This is a genomic window from Candidatus Corynebacterium faecigallinarum (genome assembly GCF_052264515.1).
GTDB classification, from domain to species: Bacteria; Actinomycetota; Actinomycetes; order Mycobacteriales; family Mycobacteriaceae; genus Corynebacterium; species Corynebacterium faecigallinarum.
Genome location: NZ_JBQQOC010000007.1, coordinates 121,012 through 140,626 on the forward strand (window position 1 = coordinate 121,012; position 19,615 = coordinate 140,626).

The following is a 19,615-nucleotide window of genomic DNA, read 5'->3' on the forward strand; positions in this document are numbered from 1 at the left end:
CCATGGTAGGCAGGGTGATGACCCGGCGGCTCGTCAGCTGTTTCGGCGGATCCCGCTGTCGAGGATGCCCGCCCAGGTGGTGGTGACGGTGTTGCGGTGTTCGGCATTGTCGACCAGGACCGCACCGAGCCCGAGACCGCGGGCCAAGTCGATGGTGCTGCGTAGCAGGCGCCGGGTGTGTTGGTCGGAGAGGTCGGCGTCGAGGGCGAGGGCCATGAGCTGGTAGACCTCGCGTGCATACCGGGAATCTGCGGAGATGATCAGGTCGCGTAGGTCGCTCTCAGGTCCCGCTGCGGCGGACCAGACGTGCAGTGCGGCGTGGAAAGAGTCGGTACTGAACGACTCGACGACCAGGGAGATGACGTCCTTGACCGAGGCGCCGTGTGGGCCGGCGCCTAGATCGGCCACCGAACTGCGCAGCTGTTGGGTGACTTCGGCATAGAAGTGGGCGACGGTGGCCTCGATGAGAACATCGCGGGTGGGGAAATGGTGCTGCGCGGCGCCCCGGGAGACACCGGCCTCAACCGCCACCGCGCTGACGGTGGTGCCCCGGAGTCCCTCGTGGGTCAGGACGCTGAGGGCAGCGGAGAGCAGGCTCTGACGGGTCTCGCGACTGCGTTGCTGTTGTGGCTCGGCAGGTGACGTCGACACGGCGCTCTCCTTAAGAATCACTGTTGATTGGACAGTGGGGACGCTGGGAAGTCTAACGGGGCTGCCGGGGACGGTCCATTGCTTTCGCCGATTCAGGGGGAGTGGAGGGGGAGGTCTGTAAGGAGGGAAAGGCGCTACCGAGGGGGGGTGAGAAGGCCCGTGGCGGTGCAGTTGATGGTGATTGGTGAGTGTGGGAAGCGTGAGATGTTTCCCCCGCAAACGGGGGTGGCGCAGGGCTATAAAGATCGAGGTCTAAGCGCTGAACGACGGTCAACGAAAAATCAATCAATGATGATTGCTTTTAAGTGTGACCCACACCATATACGCTCATATGAAACGAACAGTTCACTATTCCGACCACGCTTTCCCAAATGAAAGGATCCGGCTGTGACTGCACCCGCCACCGACCCGGTTACCGTCCACGAGGTGGACGGCGGCCCAGGGCTCCCGGCCCTCGTCTCTGAGCTCCGCGACCGCATCACCCGAGCCCGCCGCGGCGGCGGCGAGACAGCCCGTCAGAGACACCTCTCCCGCGGCAAGATGCTGCCCCGTGACCGGGTCGACGCCCTGCTCGACCCCGGCAGCCCCTTCCTCGAGGTCGCCCCGCTGGCCGGCGAAGACATGTATGACGGCAAGGTGCCAGGGGCCGGCATTGTCGCCGGTGTCGGGCTCGTCGAGGGGCGTCTCTGCCTCATCGCCGCCAATGACGCCACCGTCTCCGGCGGCACCTACTATCCCGTCACGGTGAAGAAGCACCTGCGGGCCCAGGAGATCGCCGAAGCGAACCGACTGCCGTGCATCTACCTGGTCGACTCCGGCGGAGCCATGCTGCTCCAGCAGGACGAGGTCTTCCCCGACCGTGACCACTTCGGACGTATCTTCTTCAACCAGGCCCGGATGTCCGCCCGTGGCATCCCGCAGCTCTCCGCCGTCATGGGCTCCTGTACCGCCGGTGGCGCCTACGTCCCGGCGATCTCGGACGAGACTGTCATCGTCGACGGCCAGGGCACCATCTTCCTCGCCGGCCCGCCGCTGGTGAAGGCGGCCACCGGAGAGGACGTCACCGCCGAGGAACTCGGTGGCGGGGCGATGCACTCCCGCATCTCCGGGGTCACCGACCACCTTGCCGCGGATGACGCAGACGCCATCCAGCGCATCCGAGACATCGTGGCCACCCTCCCGGAGGATGCTCCCACCGCACCGGTCGCAGACGCCTCCACCTACACTGCCGCCGATCAGACCGCTTTGTACGACATCGTCCCCGCCGACCTGAAGACCCCCTACGATGCCCGCGAAGTCGTCCGGATCATCGCCGACACCGGTTCCGTCCACGAGTTCAAGGCCGAATACGACAACTCCGTCATCACCTCCTTCGCCCGGATCGAGGGTCACCGGGTCGGCGTCATCGCCAACAACGGCGTCATCTTCGGCGACGGCGCAGTGAAGGCCTCCCACTTCATCCAGCTCTGCGAACAGCGCGGCACCCCACTGATCTTCCTGCAGAACACCACCGGCTTCATGGTCGGCAAGGACTACGAGCAGGGCGGCATTGCCAAGCACGGCGCGAAGATGGTCACCGCCGTCGCCACGGCCACCGTCCCCAAGCTTACCGTCATCACCGGCGGCGGCTTCGGCGCCGGCAACTACGCCATGTGCGGTCGTGCCTACTCTCCCCGGTTCCTGTGGACCTGGCCGAACGCGAAGGTCTCGGTCATGGGAGGCCCGCAGGCGGCGATGACCCTGTCCACCGTCCGCGGTGCGAAGGTCACCCGAGAGGGAGGGGAGTGGACGGAGAACGACCGGGAGGACTTCGAGCGTCCCATCCGGGACCTCTTCGAGGAGAAGTCGAGCTGCTGGTACGGCACCGCCCGCCTCTGGGACGACGGCGTCATCGACCCGGCGGACACCCGCCGCGTCCTCGCCATGGCCCTGGGCATCTGTGCCCGCACACCCCGCGACGGTGCTACCGGCGCCGCTGACAACGACAGCGCCGGCTTCGGCGTCTTCCGGATGTAGGAGAGGAACACCAATGACCACCAGTTCCGGCATATTCGACACGGTGCTCGTCGCCAACCGCGGCGAGATCGCCTGCCGCGTCATCCGCACCGTCCAGGACATGGGCCTGCGTGCCGTCGCCGTCTACTCGGACGCCGACGCCGCAGCCCCGCACGTCACACTCGCCGACACCGCCGTCCGCCTCGGCCCGGCTGCGGCGTCCGAGTCCTACCTCAACATCGACCGCGTCCTCGCCGCCGCTGCCGCCTCCGGGGCCGGTGCGATCCACCCCGGGTACGGCTTCCTCTCCGAGAACGCCACCTTCGCCCGCGCCTGCGAGGACGCCGGCATCGTCTTCATCGGCCCGCCGGCGGACGCCATCGAAGGCATGGGTGACAAGATCACCGCCCGCGCCACCGTCGAAGCACGTGATGTGCCGACCGTCCCCGGTATCTCCCGGCCAGGGCTCACCGACGACGAACTGATCGCCGGGGTCACCGGCACCGACGGGGGAGCGGGCGTGGAGTTCCCCGTCCTCATCAAGCCCTCGGCCGGTGGCGGCGGCAAGGGCATGCACGTGGTCGAATCGCCGGATGACCTGGCCGACACCCTCGTCGGAGCGCGCCGGGAGGCGGCGTCCTCCTTCGGTGACGACACCCTGTTCATCGAGCATTTCGTCGACACCCCGCGTCACATCGAGGTCCAGGTGATGGCGGACGCCCACGGTAGTGTCATCCACCTCGGTGAGCGGGAGTGCTCGCTGCAGCGCCGCCACCAGAAGGTCATCGAGGAGGCTCCCTCAGCTTTGCTCGACGAGGAGACCCGGGCCCGCATCGGCGAGGCGGCGTGTGACGCCGCCCGCTCCTGCGGCTACCGCGGGGCCGGCACCGTGGAGTTCATCGTCTCGGCGAAGCGTCCGGACCTCTTCTTCTTCATGGAGATGAACACCCGCCTGCAGGTCGAGCACCCGGTCACCGAACTGGTCACCGGCCTCGACCTGGTCGAACTCCAGATCCGTGTCGCCCAGGGTGAACCGCTGCCGGTCGCGCAGGACGATGTCACGCTCACCGGCCATGCGATCGAGGCGCGCGTCTACGCCGAGGATCCGGCCGCGGGATTCCTGCCCACCGGCGGCACCGTCACCGCACTGCGCTGGCCGACCGGGCCCGGCATCCGGGTGGACACCGGCATCGCCGCGGGACAGGAGATCGGATCCGACTACGACCCCATGCTCGCCAAGGTCATCGCCTACGGCGCTGACCGGGCACAGTCCCTCGACCGGCTGGACGCCGCCCTGGCGACCACCCTGCTCGCCGGGCTCGGCACCGACGGAGCCCCGGGCACGAACATCGACTTCTGCCGGTTCCTCCTCGCCGACCCCGAGGTCCGGGCCGGCGACCTGGACACCGGCCTGCTCGACCGGATCGTCGGTGACTTCACCACCCCGGACCTCCCGGGCGAGGCGCTCATTGTCGCAGCTCTCGCGCTGAAAGGCGCTGCAGAACTGGCCGCCACCACCACCGGCTACCACGGGTCGTGGGCCGCCGCCGACGGCTGGCGCGCCGGTGCAGCACCCGCACCGTTTCGCACGAGACTGTCCGTCCCGGGCGTCGGCCCGGTCGATATGGCTCTCACCGGCACCGATGACGTTGCACTGACGGTCACCCAGGTCGGGGAGAAGGACGCCGACCCCGTCACCGCAACTGCCACCGTCCTGGCGACCGTGCCGGACGACGGCTCCGGCGCGACGGTCTGCATCTTCACCGGTGAGGGACAGGGTTCCCACGGCTGGCTGAGTCAGCCGGTGCCGTCCGCCACCGGGACCGCCGTGGCCGTCTCCGGACCGGCCGGTACCTGGACCGTCACCACACTCGGTCTCGGGCAGGACGCCGCTGCGGCCGGCCCCGGCGACGACGACATCCTCAGCCCGATGCCCGGCACCGTCGTGGATGTCCGCGTGACAGACGGGGACACGGTCACTGCTGGCCAGCCGCTCGTCGTCCTCGAGGCCATGAAAATGGAGCACTCCCTGACCGCCACCCATGACGGGATCGTGCAGCTCAGCTGTGCCACCGGCGACAAGGTCGGTGCTGGCACCGTCCTCGCCACCGTCCCTGCCACTGTTCCCGCTTGACCGGAAGAACCCGGAAGAGTCCCCCAGAGAAGTCCCCACAGAAAAGGAAACACCATGACTGCATCAACCACCCGCCGATCCAACCCTGCCGACGACGGACTGACCCCGGAACTCGTCGAACTGCGACGCACTGTCGAAGAGTTCGCCAACGAGGTCGTTGACCCGAAGGTGGCGGAGAACTACCGGAACCACACCTTCGACTACGACATTCAGGCCCAGATGGGCGAGCTGGGCCTGTTCGGACTGCCGTTCTCCGAGGAGTACGGCGGCATGGGCGGTGACTACTTCGCTCTCGGTGTCGCCCTGGAGGAGCTCGCCCGGGTCGACCAGTCGGTGGCGATCACCCTGGAGGCCGGCTGTTCCCTCGGCGCCATGCCGATCTACCGCTTCGGCACCGAGGAACAGAAGCAGAAGTACCTGCCCGGCCTGCTCGCCGGTACCAACCTCGCCGGATTCGGCCTCACCGAGCCGGGCGCCGGATCAGACGCCGGCGGCACGAGGACCACCGCGAAACTCGAGGACGGCAACTGGCGGATCAACGGCTCCAAGCAGTTCATCACCAACTCCGGAACCGACATCACCTCGTTGGTCACCACCACCGCGGTCACCGGTACCCGCGAGGACGGCCGCAAGGAGATCTCCGCGATCATCGTCCCGACCGACACCCCAGGTTTCACCGCCGAACCGGCCTACGACAAGGTCGGCTGGAACTGCTCGGACACCCATCCGCTGAGCTACGACGATGTCGTCGTCTCGGAGGAGAACCTGCTGGGCAAGCGTGGCCGCGGCTTCGCCCAGTTCCTCTCCATCCTCGCTGAAGGACGCGTCGCCATCGCAGCGCTGGCCACCGGTGCAGCCCAGGGCTGTGTCGACGAAGCCGTGGAGTACGCGAAGCAGCGCACCTCCTTCGGCCGTCCGATCGCCGAGTACCAGGGTGTCTCCTTCAAGATCGCCCGGATGGAGGCACGTGCCTGGACCGCCCGTCAGGCCTGGCGCGCCGCGGCGCAGAAGATGCTCGCCGGCGAGGACTTCAGCCGGGAGGCCTCGATCGCGAAGATGGTGGCCGGCGATGCAGCGATGGACAACGCCCGGGACGCCACCCAGGTCTTCGGCGGTGCAGGGTTCATGAACGAGACCCGCGTCGCCCGGCACTACCGGGACTCCAAGATCCTCGAGATCGGTGAGGGGACCACCGAGGTCCAGCTCATGCTCATCGCCCGCTCCCTGGGGCTGGAGGGGTGAGCGCGGTGACTGAGACGACTACCGGTTCACCGAAGACCGCCACCACAATTGAACAGCGTGGCCTATGGCTCGAGGAGTTCGAGGAAGGCGTGACCTACCTCCACCGTCCGGGCCGCACCGTCACCGAGGCGGACAACACCCTCTTCACCACCCAGACCATGAACACCCAGCCGTTGCACCTGGACGCGGCGTGGGCCGCGACCCAGCCGGGCTTCCGCGGCGAGCGACTGGTGAACTCCATGTTCACGCTGTCCACCGTGGTCGGACTGTCGGTCAACCAGCTCACGCTCGGCACCATCGTCGCCAACCTCGGCTTCAGTGAGATCGCCTTCCCGGCGCCCATGTTCCACGGCGACACGCTCTACGCCGAGACCGAATGCCTCTCGGTCCGCCGCTCGAAGTCCCGTCCGAACCAGGGAATCGTCGAGCTGCGGCACATCGGCCGCAACCAGCACGGTGACATCGTATGCACCGCCGTGCGCAACACCCTCGTGCAGTGCCGACCCACCGGCGACGGGGAAGGGGAGACATCATGACCGACCGCTGGACACCACCCGGCCCCGCCCTGCTCTTCGCCCCCGCCGACCGGCCCGAGCGGTTCGCCAAGGCCGCCGAGCGTTCGGACGCGGTCATCCTCGATCTCGAGGACGGCTGCCGGGCAGAGAACCGGGCCTCGGCCCGAAAGAACATCGTCACCGCCGACCTTGACCCGGCCCACACGATCGTGCGGATCAACCCGCCGGGGACCACGGATTTCGACGCCGACCTTCAGGCCGTCGCCGACAGCCCCTTCACCACGGTGATGCTGCCGAAGGCGGAGGGAGGTCGGACGGTGGACGCCCTCGCCGAGACCGTTCCGGATGCCTCCACCTGGCGCATCATCGCACTGGTCGAGACTCCCCGTGGCGTCCTCGACCTGGCCTCGCTGACCGCACACCCGCAGGTGGACGCCCTGTTCTGGGGTGCGGAGGACCTCACAGCGGCACTCGGCGGGACCTCCTCCCGCTACAGCGCAGAAGAGGTCCCCACTTCCGGTGGCGGTACCTCGGGCCACCCCGGCGGCTACCGCGAAGTCCCCCGGCTCACCCGCTCCCTCGTTCTGCTGCACGCGGCCGCCGCAGGGAAGACCGCGCTGGACTCCATCCACGCCGACACCGCGGACGTGGTCGGGGCACGCGCCGAGGCGGTGGACGCCGCGGCCAGCGGTTTCGCCGGCACCGTGGCGATCCATCCTGGACTCGTCCCCGTCATCCGGGAGGCCTACCGTCCCGATGACGCCAGCGTCGACTGGGCCTGCCGGGTCGTCGCAGGTGCCGCGGAGAACTCCGGCGCCTTCGTCGTCGACGGCGAGATGATCGACGCCCCGCTGCGCCGACAAGCAGAACTCATTCTCTCCAGGACCCCCGCCAACTCATCTGACACCTCACCCAGGAGTTGATTTCCGTGACATCCTCACTGCGACCGCACCACGACATCACCCTTTCCGACCCCGCCGACATCGATCCTGCTGTATCCCATCTCGTCGGCCCGACCGATGTCCCGCTACTGAACGAGACCATCGGTCAGAGCCTGGCACGTACCGTGGCCACCTATCCGGACCACGATGCCCTGATCGACTTCTACGGCGATATTCACCTCACCTACCAGGAGTTCCACCGCAAGGTCCTTCGCCTGGCGTCCGGCTTGCACAACGCTGGCTACCGGAAGGGCGACCGGATCGGCGTCTGGTCCCCGAATCGCTGGGAATGGATGGTGCTGCAGTTCGCCACGGCCGAGATCGGGGCGATCCTCGTGTGCATCAACCCCACCTACCGGACCCGCGAACTGACCTATGCCGTCAACCAGTCCGGCATCAAGGCCCTGTTCTCCGCCGGCCGGTTCAAGGACTCGAACTACCGGGCCATGATCGGCACCGTGTCGCACACCTTCGACCGCCCTTTCAAGGAGGCCGTGTTCTTCGGCTCCGAGCGGTGGGAGGAGCTCGCCAACAGTGCTATCGGCGACCTCAACCCGGTCCGCGAGACTCTCGACCCGCATGATCCGATCAACATCCAGTACACCTCGGGCACCACCGGCATGGCGAAGGGTGCGACCCTGACCCACCACAACGTGCTCAACAACGGGTTCATGATCGGCGAACGGCTGGACTACACCGACGCCGACCGGGTGGTCATCCCGGTCCCGTTCTTCCACTGCTTCGGCATGGTCATCGGAATCCTCGCCGCGGTCACCCACGGGGCGGCGTCGATCATCCCGGGCCCGGTGTTCAATGCCGAGAACACCCTGGAGGCCGCCCATCACGGCCAGGCGACGAGTCTGTTGGGTGTGCCTACGATGTTCATGGCAGAACTCCAGCTGCTCGACCACCTGGCGGAGAAGGGCAAGACGCTGGACCTGTCGCGGCTTCGTACCGGCGTCATGGCGGGTACCTCCTGTCCGACGAAGACGATGCGCGAGATCATCGACATCCTCGGCATCGAGGAGATCGGCATCTGCTACGGCATGACCGAGACCGCCCCGGTCAACCACCAGACCTTGCCGGACGACCCGGTGGAGAAGCGCGTGGAGACCGTCGGACGGGTCGGCCCCCATATCGAGGTCAAGATCGTGGACGAGGAGGGCAGCCCTGTCGCCCGAGGCGTCCAGGGCGAGCTGCTCGTCCGCGGCTACTCGGTGATGCAGGGCTACTGGGACATGCCGGAGAAGACGAGCGAGGCGATCGATGCCGACAACTGGATGCATTCCGGGGACCTCGCCACCATGGACACTGACGGCTACGTGCAGATCACCGGCCGTATCAAGGACATGGTCATTCGCGGTGGGGAGAATATCTACCCCCGCGAGATCGAGGAGTTCCTCTACGAGCACCCGGACATCGCCGACGTCCAGGTCATCGGCGTCCCCGACGAGAAGTACGGGGAAGAGCTCATGGCCTGGATCATCCTCGACGAGGACGCTGTCGCCGACGGTCGCACGCTCACCGCAGAGGACATTCGCGCCTTCAGCGACGGAAAGCTCGCCAAGTTCAAGATTCCCCGATACGTCCACATCACCGAAAGCTTCCCGATGACGATCTCCGGCAAGGTCCGCAAGGTCGAGATGCGGGAGAAAGCCATCGGAATCCTCGGGTTGTTCACCACCTGAACGGTGTCCTCTACAGTGGACCGGACAGTCAGGATGCTGCATGAGGATAAGGAGTTGAACGTGGGCGGTTCCGAGGACGGTTCCCGGGGAGGGGAGTGGAGCGAGCTCCTCGACCGCCTGGAAGCCGACGTCGGGGACCTGTCGGTACAGACCGCCGACAAGATCATGGCCACCATTCCCGGCTACGACCACGCCACCCACGAGAAGGTCGTCAATACTGCGAGACAGAACCTCTCGATGAGTACCAGGGTCATCAGCCGTGGTGTGGAACCTGGGCCAGAGGACATCACACATGCCCGACGGACGGCACTGGAGCGGATAGCGGAGGGCGTGCCACTGGGGAGTCTGCTGCGGGGGTTCCGACTCAGCATGAGGGTCATCCAGCGTCGGCTGCTGATTCTCGCCGAGGACCACGGAACCCCGGCTGATCAGCTGCTGGAGTGGTCCAACCTGTTGTGGTCCCTGGGGGACGTCTACTCAACCATCGTCACGGGAGTTTACCGTGACCACGAGATCACCCGGGCCGTCGCCGACTCCACACGGCGCTCGGAGTGGATCGGCCGGGTGATCACCGGAGAGCTCGACGATGCCGAGATCATGCGCGGCGCCTCGCTCTACAAGATCCCGACCGACGGCAACCACCGGATCCTGATGGCACCCTTCATCGACGGTTCCGGGGTGGAGGTCGAGGTCGCCCTGCAGCGGTGGGCCGAGTCCTACGGGACCAGGCTGGTCATCACGGTGCAGAACCGGTCGGTCGCCGGTGTGCTCATCGGCGACCCCGGCAACCCTGGCGGTTCCGGTGACACCGCCGACCGGCTCCTGCCGGCGGGGATCCCCGTCGCGCTCGGGCGTCCGGCACCACTGACCGAACTGCACAGGACGTTCGCGACGGTCAGTCGGGTGGTGCGGTCTGCCCTGTACCTGGGAATGACCGGACGGGTCGACCAGGAGATGCTCTCCTGGCGGATGGCCATCAACGCTAGCCCGGAAACCACCGACGTGCTGCGACAACGGTACCTGGTGCCGCTACGTGGCTCCCGGGCCTTCGGCGAGGACCTCATCGACTCGGTCCGGGCCTACCTGGACCACAGGCTGAACGCGCGGGAAGCCGCAGAGAGCATTCCGGTGCACGTCAACACCCTGCGCTACCGGCTGCGCCGCTTCGAGGAGTTGACCGGCTGCGACCTCGGGGACGTGAACACGCTGGTCGAGGTCGCCTGGATAACCGCGGTCCCGGTGGGGGACGACAGTGCCTGACACTCTGCGCTGACACGGTGCGCTGACACGGTGCGCTGACACTGCTTTGTACGGGGACACAACTTTTCGTCCTGACCGTTGTTGTTCTGTACGTGGTGGGGTTTCCGCCGGCGACGCATACTCGGATTCGTCACCGAGGATGTGCTGTAGTTCACATTCTCAGGCGGATATTTTTCGGACGATGCCCCATGTCGGGAAGGGACTGAGATGAGTACAAGTACTGGAAAGTTGACGGACGCGGCCGATGCCGTCGCCCAGATCGAGGACGGTGCGACCCTCGCCGTCGGCGGCTTCGGAGTCTGCGGCATCCCCCAGGTGCTGCTGAGCGAACTGGCGTCCCGTGACGTCGGAAACTTCGAGGCGGTGTCGAATAATGCCGGTGTCGACGGTCGCGGCCTGGGCCTGCTGCTGGAGACCCGGCAACTGCGCCGGATCGTCGCCAGCTATGTCGGCGAGAACAAGGAGTTTGCCCGCCAGTACCTCGAGGGGGAACTGGAGGTGGAACTCACCCCGCAGGGAACACTCGCTGAGCGACTCCGGGCCGGCGGCTCCGGTATCGGCGCCTTCTACACCGCCGCCGGTGTCGGCACCCCGGTCGCCGACGGCGGCATGGTGTGGCGCTACGGCGCGCAAGGGTCGGACGACCCCGCCCACGGCGCGGTCATCTCCCCGGCCAAGGAGACACGCGAGATCGCCGGACGCACCCAGGTCCTCGAGGAGGCGATCGTCGCCGATGTCTCGCTGATCCGCGCCGAGGTGGCGGACACCTCCGGTAACCTGCGGTTCCGCCGGACGGCCCGGAATTTCAACCCACTGGCCGCGATGAGCGGACGGCTCTGCATCGTCGAGGCCGAGAAGGTCGTGCCCGTCGGTGAACTCGCCCCAGACGACATCCACCTGCCGGGCGTCTACGTCCACCACATCGTGGAGCTGACCCCGGAGCAGGTCGCCGACAAGACCATCGAGAAGGAGACCACACGATGAGCTGGAACCGACAGGACATGGCCGCCCGTGCAGCACAGGAGCTTCAGGACGGACAGTACGTCAACCTGGGGATCGGCCTGCCGACCCTGGTGCCGAACTACGTGCCTGAGGGAGTGGACGTCACCCTCCAGAGCGAGAACGGGATGCTCGGCATCGGCCCGTACCCGACTCCGGAAGAGGTCGACCCGGACCTGATCAATGCGGGCAAGGAGACCGTCACCGCCATGCCCGGGACGTCCTACTTCGACTCGGCGATGAGCTTCGGGATGATCCGCGGCGGCAAGATCGACCTGGCGATCCTGGGTGGTATGGAGGTCAACGACCGCGGCGACCTCGCCAACTGGATCGTGCCCGGCAAGATGGTCAAGGGTATGGGCGGGGCGATGGATCTGGTGGTCGGGGCGAAGAAGGTCGTGGTGCTCATGGAGCACACCACCCGCAACGGGGACCCGAAGATCGTCGGCGACATCTCCCTGCCGCTCACCGGTACCGGGGTCGTCGACCGGATCATCACCGACCTGTGCGTGATCGACCGCACGGACGACGGCCTGGAGCTGGTCGAGTTGGCACCGGGGGTCAGCGTCGAGGACGTCCAGGCGGTGACGGGCGTAGCATTGACCACCCGTTTATGACCGATAAGCAGGAAAATCACCCTTTCCGCCGGAATATGACTCATAATAGAAGTGATTAACGATGCGACAGAAAGGTCGACTACTACCACCATGACTGACACAACCGTTTCCCCGGACGACATCGTCATCGTCGGTGCTGCCCGCACCGCCCAGGGCAAGATGCTGGGTGCCCTGGCCGCGAAGTCCGCCGTTGAGCTGGGTTCCACCGCCATCTCCGGTGCGCTGGAGCGTGCCAGGGTCACGGCCAACAACGTCGACTTCGTCTACATGGGCCAGGTCGTCCAGGCCGCCGCCGGTCAGAACCCGGCCAAGCAGGCCGCCGTCGCCGCCGGCGTGCCGGTGTCCACCCCGGCCACCACCATCAACAAGGTCTGCCTCTCCGGACTCGGTGCCGTCATCGCAGCGTCCCGTATGCTACGGCTCGGCGATGCGCAGGTCGTCGTCGCCGGTGGCCAGGAGTCGATGAGCAACGCCCCGCACCTCGCCGCAGGTGTCCGCGCCGGTGCGAAGTTCGGGTCGCTGTCCCTGCAGGACTCCCTGGAGCGTGACGGCCTGACCGATCCGATCCACGGCACTGCGATGGGTGTGGATACCGAGGCAGGCAACACCGACCGCGGAATCACCCGTGCCGAGCAGGACCGTGTCGCCGCGCTGTCGAACCAGCGCGCCGAGGCCGCGATCGCCGACGGCACCCTGGCCGAGGAGATCGTCCCGGTGGAGATCGCCACCCGCAAGGGCACCGTGGTCGTCGACACCGACGAGGGCGTGCGCCCCGGCACGACCGAGGAGGGGCTGGCCGGGCTGCGTCCCGCTTTCGCCAAGGACGGCACGATCACCGCCGCCTCCGCCTCGCAGATCTCCGACGGTGCGGCCGCGGTCGTGCTGACCACCCGTGCGTACGCCGCTGACAACGGGCTGGACGTCCTGGCCACCCTCGGTGCCTACGGTGAGACCGCCGGACCGGACACCTACCTGCACTCCCAGCCGGCCCAGGCTGTCACCGCGGCGCTGGGACGGGCGGGCTGGACCGCCGAGGACCTCGACTTCCTCGAGATCAACGAGGCCTTCGCTGCCGTGGTCGTCCAGTCCATCAAGGATCTGGATTACCCGCTGGAGAAGACGAATATCCATGGTGGTGGCATCTCGCTGGGCCACCCGATCGGTTGCTCCGGTGCCCGCCTGGTGGTCACCGCCGCTTACGAGCTGAATCGTCGGGGGGACGGCCGGGCCGCGGTGTCGCTGTGCGGTGGCGGCGGTCAGGGCGACGCCCTGCTGCTCTGGCGCTGACGACCACGGGGGACAACACAACACCAGCGGGAGCTGACCACCAGGGTGGTCAGCTCCCGCTGTACGTTAGTTCCTGCTGGCTCTAGCCACGCAGCGTGGCCAGTGCCTCCTCGGGTGCCTCGAGAACGCCGAGGGTGTGCACACCACCTTTGGTGCGCATCGTCTCGACCAGGGCGCGGTCCAGCAGGGATGAGGCATCCGGGGTGTGAAGGACCGAGAGGTCACGGGGGACGTAGAGGTCGGCGATCCGTCCCTCGCCGGCGGCCCGGGCGATCTCGGCGAGATCATTGGAGCCGCGTCCCCGGTGGACCTCGGTGAGGATGTTGTCGCGGACGCCGGGCTCCTCCTCGGTGCGGGCGGCATCGAGGATCTGCCAGGCTGCCGAGCGCAGTTCATTGGCACCGGTGTGCTCCGGGTTGCCGGCGATCACCTCGGTGGCGATGGCGGGGTAGGAGCACAGTGTCCGGAACGCCGGACCGTTCTCCTCCACGGTGGCCAGCACCAGCGGTTGGGAACGGGCGGTGCCCAGCTCCTTCTCCACTCCGTCGGAGACCGCCCGGAGGAACTCCTCGGTCAGGCCGTTGGCGGTGTCGGCGTGGCCGTGGAAGGCGACCGAGTCCTGTCCGGTGCTCCGGCCCTGCAGCTCGCGCTCGGGGGCCTCGACGACATCGTCGAACTTCTCCGGGATCGCGCCCAGCGGCAGTTCGGCGATGGCGTTGCGGTCGGCCTCGAACAGGCGCACCTTGCCCTTGGCCAGTGCCAGGACGTAGCAGCGCCCGGAGGCCTCGACCACCGGGGCGAGCGGGCTGAGGTGGGGGAGCTCGGCGACGGTGACTGACTCGGTCAGCTCGACCGGGACCCGGATGATCCGGTGGAAACCGTCCGCGCAGAACACGGTGAGGCTGCGGGACTGCTGACGCCAGAAGATCTCGTCGGAGACGTCCTCACGGACTGGGTCGAGGATGGCTGCGACCTCGGCGTCGGAGGCTCCGTTCGCCGACAGTTGGGCGGCGGCATCCTTGAGCTGGGCATCGAAGGTGCGCCGGACGACGTCGATGGTCGCCCCGGTCGGGTCAGACGGGAGATGGATGGTGACGAAGGGACCCGGTTGTTCTGCGGTGGCGGCGTCGATCACGTCGGAGAGATCGAGGGATTCGACGTGTCCTTGGGGTGTGGTCGTCATGGTCAGTCTCCTTCTCTCGGGGTCCCGTCTACGGGAAGTGCTCACCCCCGAGCCTAGCCAGATGTGGGAAATGACCGTCCGTTGCCCGCCTTTCGAGGGTGACCTGCCTGGTGGGGGTGGGGGTGGGGCTACCCCAGGAGGACAGCGATGACCGTGATCGACGGGATCGCCAGCAGGGTGCTGATCACTGCGGTGTCGCGGGCGAGTACCGTGTTCACCCCGTAGCGGGTGGCGTAGGTGAAGACGTTCTGCGCGGTGGGCAGGGCGGCGACGACCACGAATGCCAGCAGGGCCGGGCCGGATGCCCCGAAGAGCACTGTGGCGATGACGAACGCGATCAGTGGATGACCCACCGTCTTCATCAGGGCAGCCATCCAGACACTGCGTCGCGGGCTGCTGTCGGGGTCGAGGACGGTGATCTCGGCCATCGACAGGCCGAAGGCGACCAGGGCGCAAGGCACAGCGGCGCTGGCGAGCAGGACGATCGGCTCGGCGAGCAGGTCGGGCAGGGCGATGTCGAGCCACTGGTGCAACGCCCCGAGGGTGATGCCGGCGATGGCGGCGAGGATCAGCGGGTTGCGCAGCACGCCGAACAGCAGCTCCCGGACCAGCGGCAGGGACGCTCCCGGTGCGCGGTGGGTACCGTCGTCCGCATCGCCACCGTAGCTGGCACGGTCACTGCTGTCGGGATTCTCCTCGGCGGCTTTGCGTCGTCGTTCACTGACATCCAGGATGAGTACGCTCACCGGTCCGTACACCGCGACCTGGAAGATAATCACCGGCAGCGCGGCGGTCGGTTCGTCGAGCACGTGGGCGGTGATCGGGATGCCCAGGTTCGCGCCGTTGCAGTATGAGCAGGCCAGCATGGTGATCACGCTGTCGGGGACGCTCCGTCGGGCCAGGAAGCGGTAGCCGAGAAAACCGACCAGGCCGGCGCATACGCTGCTGAGCACGACGACGGCGAGGTTCTCGCCGAAGAGAGCCGCGAGATCCGCCTCGCGCAGGACGTTGATCAGCAGGGCAGGGGTGGCGAGGAAGAAGACGAACATGTTCAGCGTGTAGACCGCGCCGGTGCCCAGCAGGCGGCGACGTCCTACTGCGTAGCCCAGGGAGATGATGACCACCACCACGAGGAAACCGCTGAGAACGTCAAGCATCGTTCCATTAGATCAGGCCGCCTCACCGTCCCGCACGGGCGGGGCAGGTGAGGCGGCCTGAGAGGGGAAGCCGTTGGGGCCGCAGGTGGTGACTCGCGGCCGGGCTCGGGGTGCTGCGGATCTACCTGGTGGTCACCACGTAGGCCTTGGACCAGGTGTCGAAACTGTGCTGCTTGTACTGGTTGCGGGAGATCAGCACGCCCAGGGTGATGTAGATCGCAAGGACGAGAACGAAGCCAATGGCCGGAATGTTCCCGAGCACGGTGACCACCATGTACCAGGAGTTACGCAGTAGGGAGTTGGTGAAGGAGATCGGCTGGCCGTCGGCGTTGACGACCTTGATTCCCAGGGCCATCTTGCCCAGGGTCTGTCCCTTGGTGCTCTCCATACCGGCACGGTAGGCGAACCAGAACACCAATCCGATGATGGAGGCCAGCATGATACCGCCGGTCTCCAGCTCGGGAACCGGCGCGTTGGCGTCACCAGCATCGATATAAGCGTTGAGCTGGTCGGACCACCGGGAGATGTCGTCTCCGGCCAGGATCATGATGAGGATGGCACCGACGACGAGGTAGACAAGTTGGTCGATCAGTAATGCACCCAGCCGCTTGCCTGCTCCGGCGTAGCCGCCGCCATGCAGTGACGCCTCAGGAGCGATAGGGAACTGCTCGTAACCGCCGGTGTAGGAGCCGGTGTGGGCCTCGTTGTAGGCGGAGTTGTAGCCGGAGTTGTAGCTGTCGTTGGCACCCTGCGAGTAGTCGCCGTAGGACGGCATGTCGCCGCGGCCGTCGTTGTTCTAACTATAGGGGTTGTTCGGTGTGCTCATGACGCCTTTCATCGGAGGAGCCCGGTGGTCCGCCACATGGCACCGGGAGTAGTCATACTGTTTCTTGCTGCTACCGTACCTGACCGCGGTGGAGGGAGACCGGGGGCCGGGAGACTGGGGGACCGGGGTGCTGACACCCCGTGGAAAGACTGAACCCCGCCGCCGACGAAAAGTCGGGGCGGGGTCCAGCTGTCTTAGTTAAACGCTCTGGTGCTGTCGGGCACCAGGATCAGCGGCTGTGGAACGGCAGGAGAGCCATCTCACGGGCGTTCTTGATCGCGGTGGCGACCTGACGCTGCTGCTGCGGGGTCAGACCGGTGACGCGACGGCCACGGATCTTGCCGCGGTCCGAGATGAACTTACGCAGCAGGGCGTAGTCCTTGTAGTCGACGGTCTCGATGCCCTCGGCCTTGAGCGGGTTCTTCTTCGGGCGGCGGGTCTGCTCGAGCCGCGCCTTCTTGTGGTTGGTGCGCTTCATGCGTGTGCTCCCTCTTACCAGCTGGACTTGCGAACGCCGGGCAGCTCACCGCGGTGAGCCATCTCGCGGACGCGGACACGGGACAGGCCGAACTTGCGGAGGTAACCGCGGGGGCGGCCGTCGGCAGCATCACGGTTACGCACGCGGGCGGGCGAGGCGTCGCGCGGCTGACGGTTCAGCTCGAACTGTGCCTCGCTACGCTCCTCGTCGGTGGAGTTCGGGTTCTTGATGATTGCCTTGAGCTCGGCACGGCGCTCAGCGAAGCGGGCGACGATTTCCTTGCGCTGCTCGTTCTTCGCGATCTTGGACTTCTTGGCCATGGACTATCGCTCCTCGCGGAACTCGACGTGCTTCCGGGCGATCGGATCAAACTTCTTCAGAGTGATCCGGTCCGGGTTGTTCCGCTTGTTCTTGCGGGTCACGTAGGTGTAACCGGTGCCCGCGGTGGACTTCAGCTTGATGATGGGGCGGATATCATTACGTGCCATCAGATCTTCTCCCCACGTGCGCGGATCTTGGCCACGACGGACTCGATGCCGTCACGGTCGATGGTCTTCAGGCCCTTGGTGGACACGCTCAGCGTGACCGAGCGACCCTCAGAGGGCAGGTAGAACGAACGGCGCTGGATGTTCGGGTTCCAGCGACGGTTCGTGCGGCGGTGCGAGTGCGAGACGGACTTGCCGAAACCCGGCTTCCGTCCCGTGACCTGGCAATATGCCGACATGGGTATCTTTCTCCTTCCGCAACGTGCAGCCGGACGGGGTGCCGCACCTGCAGTGGAGACGCCACTGTGAACCCTCACGTCTAGACGGGACGAGAGGTGGTTGGGGCACTGTCGGAGCCGGTCGCGCGTGCGATGACGTTTACTAAGACAACAGCGGTGGACCACGCTACCTGATTGAGGCGGCACATCCTAATTCCCTTGTGGGATGGCGATGTGCGGGCGGCGAGCAGGTGGTCTGCGGTGTCCGGATGGCCCAGGATTTCCCGGTGGAGGCATCAGGGGGTAGGATATCTCCTCGTGCTGTGCCCGCTACTGTCAGGCGTCCAGACCGCGGGGTCTCCTCCGGGTCTCTGGGGTTCTGGCGGCGTCACCGGGCAAAGCTGAAAGAACACCCACTCACAACCCGACCCAGGCACGACCCCGTCCGAATGGTGGGGGACCGACCTGGTGCACAACCCTGAGGGATTGAGAATGAAGAACGATATCCACCCCGACTACCACCCGGTGGTCTTCAAGGACGCCAGCACTGGCCACCAGTTCCTGACGCGCTCCACCGCCACCTCCGACCGCTCCGTGGAGTGGGAGGACGGCAACGAGTACCCGCTGATCGTCGTTGACGTCACCAGTGAGTCCCACCCCTTCTGGACCGGTGCACAGCGTGTCATGGACACCGCCGGCCGCGTCGAGAAGTTCCAGCGTCGTTACGGCAACCGCGTTCGCCGTACCAAGAAGTCCGAGAACTCTTAAGAACTAGGAGGCTAGAGAACAATGGCAGTTCCGAAGCGCCGTCTTTCCCGCGCCAACACCCGCTCCCGTCGTTCGCAGTGGAAGGCCGACAACGTCGCCCTGCAGACCGTCAAGGTCCAGGGCCGCGAGGTCCAGATCCCGCGTCGTCTGGTCAAGGCCGCCCAGCTCGGCCTGGTCGAGCTGGACTAGCTCGCCTGACCGGTGGAACACGGTCCGGGGTGTGACCCGGATCAGTTGCACCTGAGAAGACCGCCCCCTGTCACCCGGTGACAGGGGGCGGTCTTTCTGTCAATTTACTGTGGGAGCGGCGATTTCATGTCCAAATCCCGCAGTGATGTTGCACAATCGCGGGATGAAGATACTTGTTGTCGATGACGACCAGTCGGTCCGGGACTCGCTCCGGAAATCCCTCACCTTCAACGGATATGACGTGGTGTCCGCGACCGACGGCGAGGACGCACTCGCCCGGGTCCGTCAGGAGTCCCCGGATCTGCTGATCCTGGACGTCGAGATGCCGACCCTCGACGGACTGGCGGTCTGCCGTGAGCTTCGCAGCACCGGCAGTGACGTCCTGATTCTCATGCTGGCTGAGAAGGCCGACGTTGCCGATCGAGTCGCCGGTCTGGACGCCGGTGCGGATGATTTCATGGCCAAGCCCTACGCGCTGGAGGAGATCCTCGCCCGGGTGCGTTCGCTGCACCGTCGGTCGGTACGGACCGCTGTGGCGCAGAATGACGAGGTCAAGCCGCTGGCGTTCGAGGATCTTTCGCTCAACCCGGAGACCCGTGAGGTCTCCCGCGGCGGTCGGCACATCAGCCTGACCCGTACCGAGTTCGCCCTGCTGGAACTGCTGATGAAGAACCAGCGCAAGGTGCTCAGCCGCACCAAGATCCTCGAGGAGGTCTGGGGCTACGACTTCCCGACCTCGGGCAACGCCCTGGAGGTCTACATCGGTTACCTGCGGCGCAAGACCGAGGAAGGCGACGAGAGCCGACTGATCCACACAGTTCGTGGTGTCGGTTACGTGCTGCGCGAGAACACGCCCTGATCTGGTCTGACCCGGGGCAGCAGCGTGCCTGGGGGGGCACGGTGAGGGGGAGGGGCCGAAAACGGGGATGGGGGCTGAGACCGCCGTGTCGCGGTGTGGCCCAGTTTTTGCCGTCGCATTGGG

The 19,615-nt window shown here is 66.5% G+C and carries 21 protein-coding genes; 13 read left to right on the forward strand and 8 right to left on the reverse strand.

The window, feature by feature from the left end; all coding sequences use genetic code 11:
* Window positions 1–33: 33 nt before the first annotated feature.
* The gene (locus ACTXPP_RS05515) at window positions 34–651 is read right to left on the reverse strand and encodes a TetR/AcrR family transcriptional regulator (RefSeq protein ID WP_301524709.1); all 618 of its coding nucleotides are present in this window, start codon (window positions 649–651) and stop codon (window positions 34–36) included.
* A gap of 426 nt (window positions 652–1,077) precedes the next feature.
* On the opposite strand from ACTXPP_RS05515, the gene ACTXPP_RS05520 reads away from it, so the two are divergent.
* The 10 genes from ACTXPP_RS05520 (at window position 1,078) to ACTXPP_RS05565 (ending at window position 13,329) form a co-directional block, all read left to right on the forward strand.
* A complete protein-coding gene (locus tag ACTXPP_RS05520) occupies window positions 1,078–2,667 on the forward strand; it encodes a carboxyl transferase domain-containing protein (RefSeq protein WP_301495684.1) in 1,590 nt (529 codons plus the stop codon).
* 13 nt (window positions 2,668–2,680) lie between these two features.
* The gene (locus tag ACTXPP_RS05525; protein ID WP_443341262.1) at window positions 2,681–4,780 is read left to right on the forward strand and encodes an acetyl/propionyl/methylcrotonyl-CoA carboxylase subunit alpha; all 2,100 of its coding nucleotides are present in this window, start codon (window positions 2,681–2,683) and stop codon (window positions 4,778–4,780) included.
* A gap of 54 nt (window positions 4,781–4,834) precedes the next feature.
* Window positions 4,835–6,022: an acyl-CoA dehydrogenase family protein gene (locus ACTXPP_RS05530; protein WP_301495680.1), complete on the forward strand. Its 1,188-nt coding sequence runs from the start codon at window positions 4,835–4,837 to the stop codon at window positions 6,020–6,022.
* 5 nt (window positions 6,023–6,027) lie between these two features.
* A complete protein-coding gene (locus ACTXPP_RS05535; RefSeq protein WP_443341264.1) occupies window positions 6,028–6,558 on the forward strand; it encodes a MaoC family dehydratase in 531 nt (176 codons plus the stop codon).
* Entirely contained in the window at window positions 6,555–7,460 is a 906-nt protein-coding gene (locus ACTXPP_RS05540; RefSeq protein ID WP_301495676.1) for an HpcH/HpaI aldolase/citrate lyase family protein, read from the forward strand. Before ACTXPP_RS05535 ends, ACTXPP_RS05540 begins: the two co-directional genes overlap by 4 nt.
* A gap of 5 nt (window positions 7,461–7,465) precedes the next feature.
* Window positions 7,466–9,166 carry an AMP-binding protein gene (locus ACTXPP_RS05545; RefSeq protein WP_301495674.1) on the forward strand — a complete coding sequence of 567 codons (1,701 nt, stop codon included), beginning with the start codon at window positions 7,466–7,468 and terminating at the stop codon, window positions 9,164–9,166.
* Window positions 9,167–9,226: 60 nt separating this feature from the next.
* On the forward strand, window positions 9,227–10,426 hold the full coding sequence (locus ACTXPP_RS05550) for a PucR family transcriptional regulator (protein ID WP_301495672.1): 1,200 nt from the start codon (window positions 9,227–9,229) through the stop codon (window positions 10,424–10,426).
* Window positions 10,427–10,633: 207 nt separating this feature from the next.
* The gene (locus ACTXPP_RS05555) at window positions 10,634–11,410 is read left to right on the forward strand and encodes a CoA transferase subunit A (protein ID WP_301495670.1); all 777 of its coding nucleotides are present in this window, start codon (window positions 10,634–10,636) and stop codon (window positions 11,408–11,410) included.
* On the forward strand, window positions 11,407–12,042 hold the full coding sequence (locus tag ACTXPP_RS05560) for a CoA transferase subunit B (protein ID WP_301495668.1): 636 nt from the start codon (window positions 11,407–11,409) through the stop codon (window positions 12,040–12,042). Before ACTXPP_RS05555 ends, ACTXPP_RS05560 begins: the two co-directional genes overlap by 4 nt.
* A 90-nt stretch (window positions 12,043–12,132) precedes the next feature.
* On the forward strand, window positions 12,133–13,329 hold the full coding sequence (locus tag ACTXPP_RS05565) for an acetyl-CoA C-acetyltransferase (protein ID WP_301495666.1): 1,197 nt from the start codon (window positions 12,133–12,135) through the stop codon (window positions 13,327–13,329).
* Between the two features lie 82 nt (window positions 13,330–13,411).
* Here ACTXPP_RS05565 and ACTXPP_RS05570 read toward each other — a convergent pair whose 3' ends face one another.
* The 7 genes from ACTXPP_RS05570 to rpmB form a co-directional block, all read right to left on the reverse strand.
* Window positions 13,412–14,512 carry a baeRF3 domain-containing protein gene (locus tag ACTXPP_RS05570; protein WP_301495664.1) on the reverse strand — a complete coding sequence of 367 codons (1,101 nt, stop codon included), beginning with the start codon at window positions 14,510–14,512 and terminating at the stop codon, window positions 13,412–13,414.
* Window positions 14,513–14,640: 128 nt separating this feature from the next.
* On the reverse strand, window positions 14,641–15,669 hold the full coding sequence (locus ACTXPP_RS05575) for an AEC family transporter (protein ID WP_301521003.1): 1,029 nt from the start codon (window positions 15,667–15,669) through the stop codon (window positions 14,641–14,643).
* 121 nt (window positions 15,670–15,790) lie between these two features.
* The gene (locus ACTXPP_RS05580) at window positions 15,791–16,444 is read right to left on the reverse strand and encodes an RDD family protein (RefSeq protein WP_443341268.1); all 654 of its coding nucleotides are present in this window, start codon (window positions 16,442–16,444) and stop codon (window positions 15,791–15,793) included.
* A 280-nt stretch (window positions 16,445–16,724) separates the two neighbouring features.
* The gene (gene rpsR / locus ACTXPP_RS05585) at window positions 16,725–16,973 is read right to left on the reverse strand and encodes a 30S ribosomal protein S18 (RefSeq protein ID WP_301521001.1); all 249 of its coding nucleotides are present in this window, start codon (window positions 16,971–16,973) and stop codon (window positions 16,725–16,727) included.
* 14 nt (window positions 16,974–16,987) lie between these two features.
* A complete protein-coding gene (gene rpsN / locus ACTXPP_RS05590; RefSeq protein ID WP_301498892.1) occupies window positions 16,988–17,293 on the reverse strand; it encodes a 30S ribosomal protein S14 in 306 nt (101 codons plus the stop codon).
* A gap of 3 nt (window positions 17,294–17,296) precedes the next feature.
* Window positions 17,297–17,461: a 50S ribosomal protein L33 gene (rpmG, locus tag ACTXPP_RS05595; RefSeq protein WP_005279910.1), complete on the reverse strand. Its 165-nt coding sequence runs from the start codon at window positions 17,459–17,461 to the stop codon at window positions 17,297–17,299.
* Entirely contained in the window at window positions 17,461–17,697 is a 237-nt protein-coding gene (rpmB, locus tag ACTXPP_RS05600) for a 50S ribosomal protein L28 (protein ID WP_441609338.1), read from the reverse strand. The genes rpmG and rpmB overlap by 1 nt, the downstream gene beginning before the upstream one ends.
* 471 nt (window positions 17,698–18,168) lie before the next feature.
* Here rpmB and ACTXPP_RS05605 point away from each other — a divergent pair, with 471 nt between their 5' ends.
* The 3 genes from ACTXPP_RS05605 to ACTXPP_RS05615 all read left to right on the forward strand — a co-directional run bounded on the left by ACTXPP_RS05605 (window position 18,169) and on the right by ACTXPP_RS05615 (window position 19,492).
* A complete protein-coding gene (locus tag ACTXPP_RS05605; RefSeq protein WP_301498888.1) occupies window positions 18,169–18,444 on the forward strand; it encodes a type B 50S ribosomal protein L31 in 276 nt (91 codons plus the stop codon).
* A gap of 21 nt (window positions 18,445–18,465) precedes the next feature.
* Window positions 18,466–18,633, forward strand: coding sequence for a 50S ribosomal protein L32 (rpmF, locus tag ACTXPP_RS05610; RefSeq protein WP_301498886.1), 168 nt, complete (start codon window positions 18,466–18,468; stop codon window positions 18,631–18,633).
* A 163-nt stretch (window positions 18,634–18,796) separates the two neighbouring features.
* Window positions 18,797–19,492: a response regulator transcription factor gene (locus ACTXPP_RS05615; protein ID WP_301498884.1), complete on the forward strand. Its 696-nt coding sequence runs from the start codon at window positions 18,797–18,799 to the stop codon at window positions 19,490–19,492.
* The last annotated feature ends 123 nt before the right edge of the window (window positions 19,493–19,615 follow it).

Coding starts and splice junctions, on each gene's coding strand:
- ACTXPP_RS05560 (WP_301495668.1), top strand. CDS start 11,407: ATGAGCTGGAACCGACAGGACATGGCCGCCCGTGCAGCACAGGAGCTT.
- rpsR (WP_301521001.1), bottom strand. CDS start 16,973: ATGAAGCGCACCAACCACAAGAAGGCGCGGCTCGAGCAGACCCGCCGC.
- ACTXPP_RS05555 (WP_301495670.1), top strand. CDS start 10,634: ATGAGTACAAGTACTGGAAAGTTGACGGACGCGGCCGATGCCGTCGCC.
- ACTXPP_RS05525 (WP_443341262.1), top strand. CDS start 2,681: ATGACCACCAGTTCCGGCATATTCGACACGGTGCTCGTCGCCAACCGC.
- rpsN (WP_301498892.1), bottom strand. CDS start 17,293: ATGGCCAAGAAGTCCAAGATCGCGAAGAACGAGCAGCGCAAGGAAATC.
- ACTXPP_RS05615 (WP_301498884.1), top strand. CDS start 18,797: ATGAAGATACTTGTTGTCGATGACGACCAGTCGGTCCGGGACTCGCTC.
- rpmB (WP_441609338.1), bottom strand. CDS start 17,697: ATGTCGGCATATTGCCAGGTCACGGGACGGAAGCCGGGTTTCGGCAAG.
- ACTXPP_RS05605 (WP_301498888.1), top strand. CDS start 18,169: ATGAAGAACGATATCCACCCCGACTACCACCCGGTGGTCTTCAAGGAC.
- ACTXPP_RS05580 (WP_443341268.1), bottom strand. CDS start 16,444: ATGCCGTCCTACGGCGACTACTCGCAGGGTGCCAACGACAGCTACAAC.
- ACTXPP_RS05565 (WP_301495666.1), top strand. CDS start 12,133: ATGACTGACACAACCGTTTCCCCGGACGACATCGTCATCGTCGGTGCT.
- ACTXPP_RS05530 (WP_301495680.1), top strand. CDS start 4,835: ATGACTGCATCAACCACCCGCCGATCCAACCCTGCCGACGACGGACTG.
- ACTXPP_RS05570 (WP_301495664.1), bottom strand. CDS start 14,512: ATGACGACCACACCCCAAGGACACGTCGAATCCCTCGATCTCTCCGAC.
- ACTXPP_RS05575 (WP_301521003.1), bottom strand. CDS start 15,669: ATGCTTGACGTTCTCAGCGGTTTCCTCGTGGTGGTGGTCATCATCTCC.
- rpmG (WP_005279910.1), bottom strand. CDS start 17,461: ATGGCACGTAATGATATCCGCCCCATCATCAAGCTGAAGTCCACCGCG.
- rpmF (WP_301498886.1), top strand. CDS start 18,466: ATGGCAGTTCCGAAGCGCCGTCTTTCCCGCGCCAACACCCGCTCCCGT.
- ACTXPP_RS05540 (WP_301495676.1), top strand. CDS start 6,555: ATGACCGACCGCTGGACACCACCCGGCCCCGCCCTGCTCTTCGCCCCC.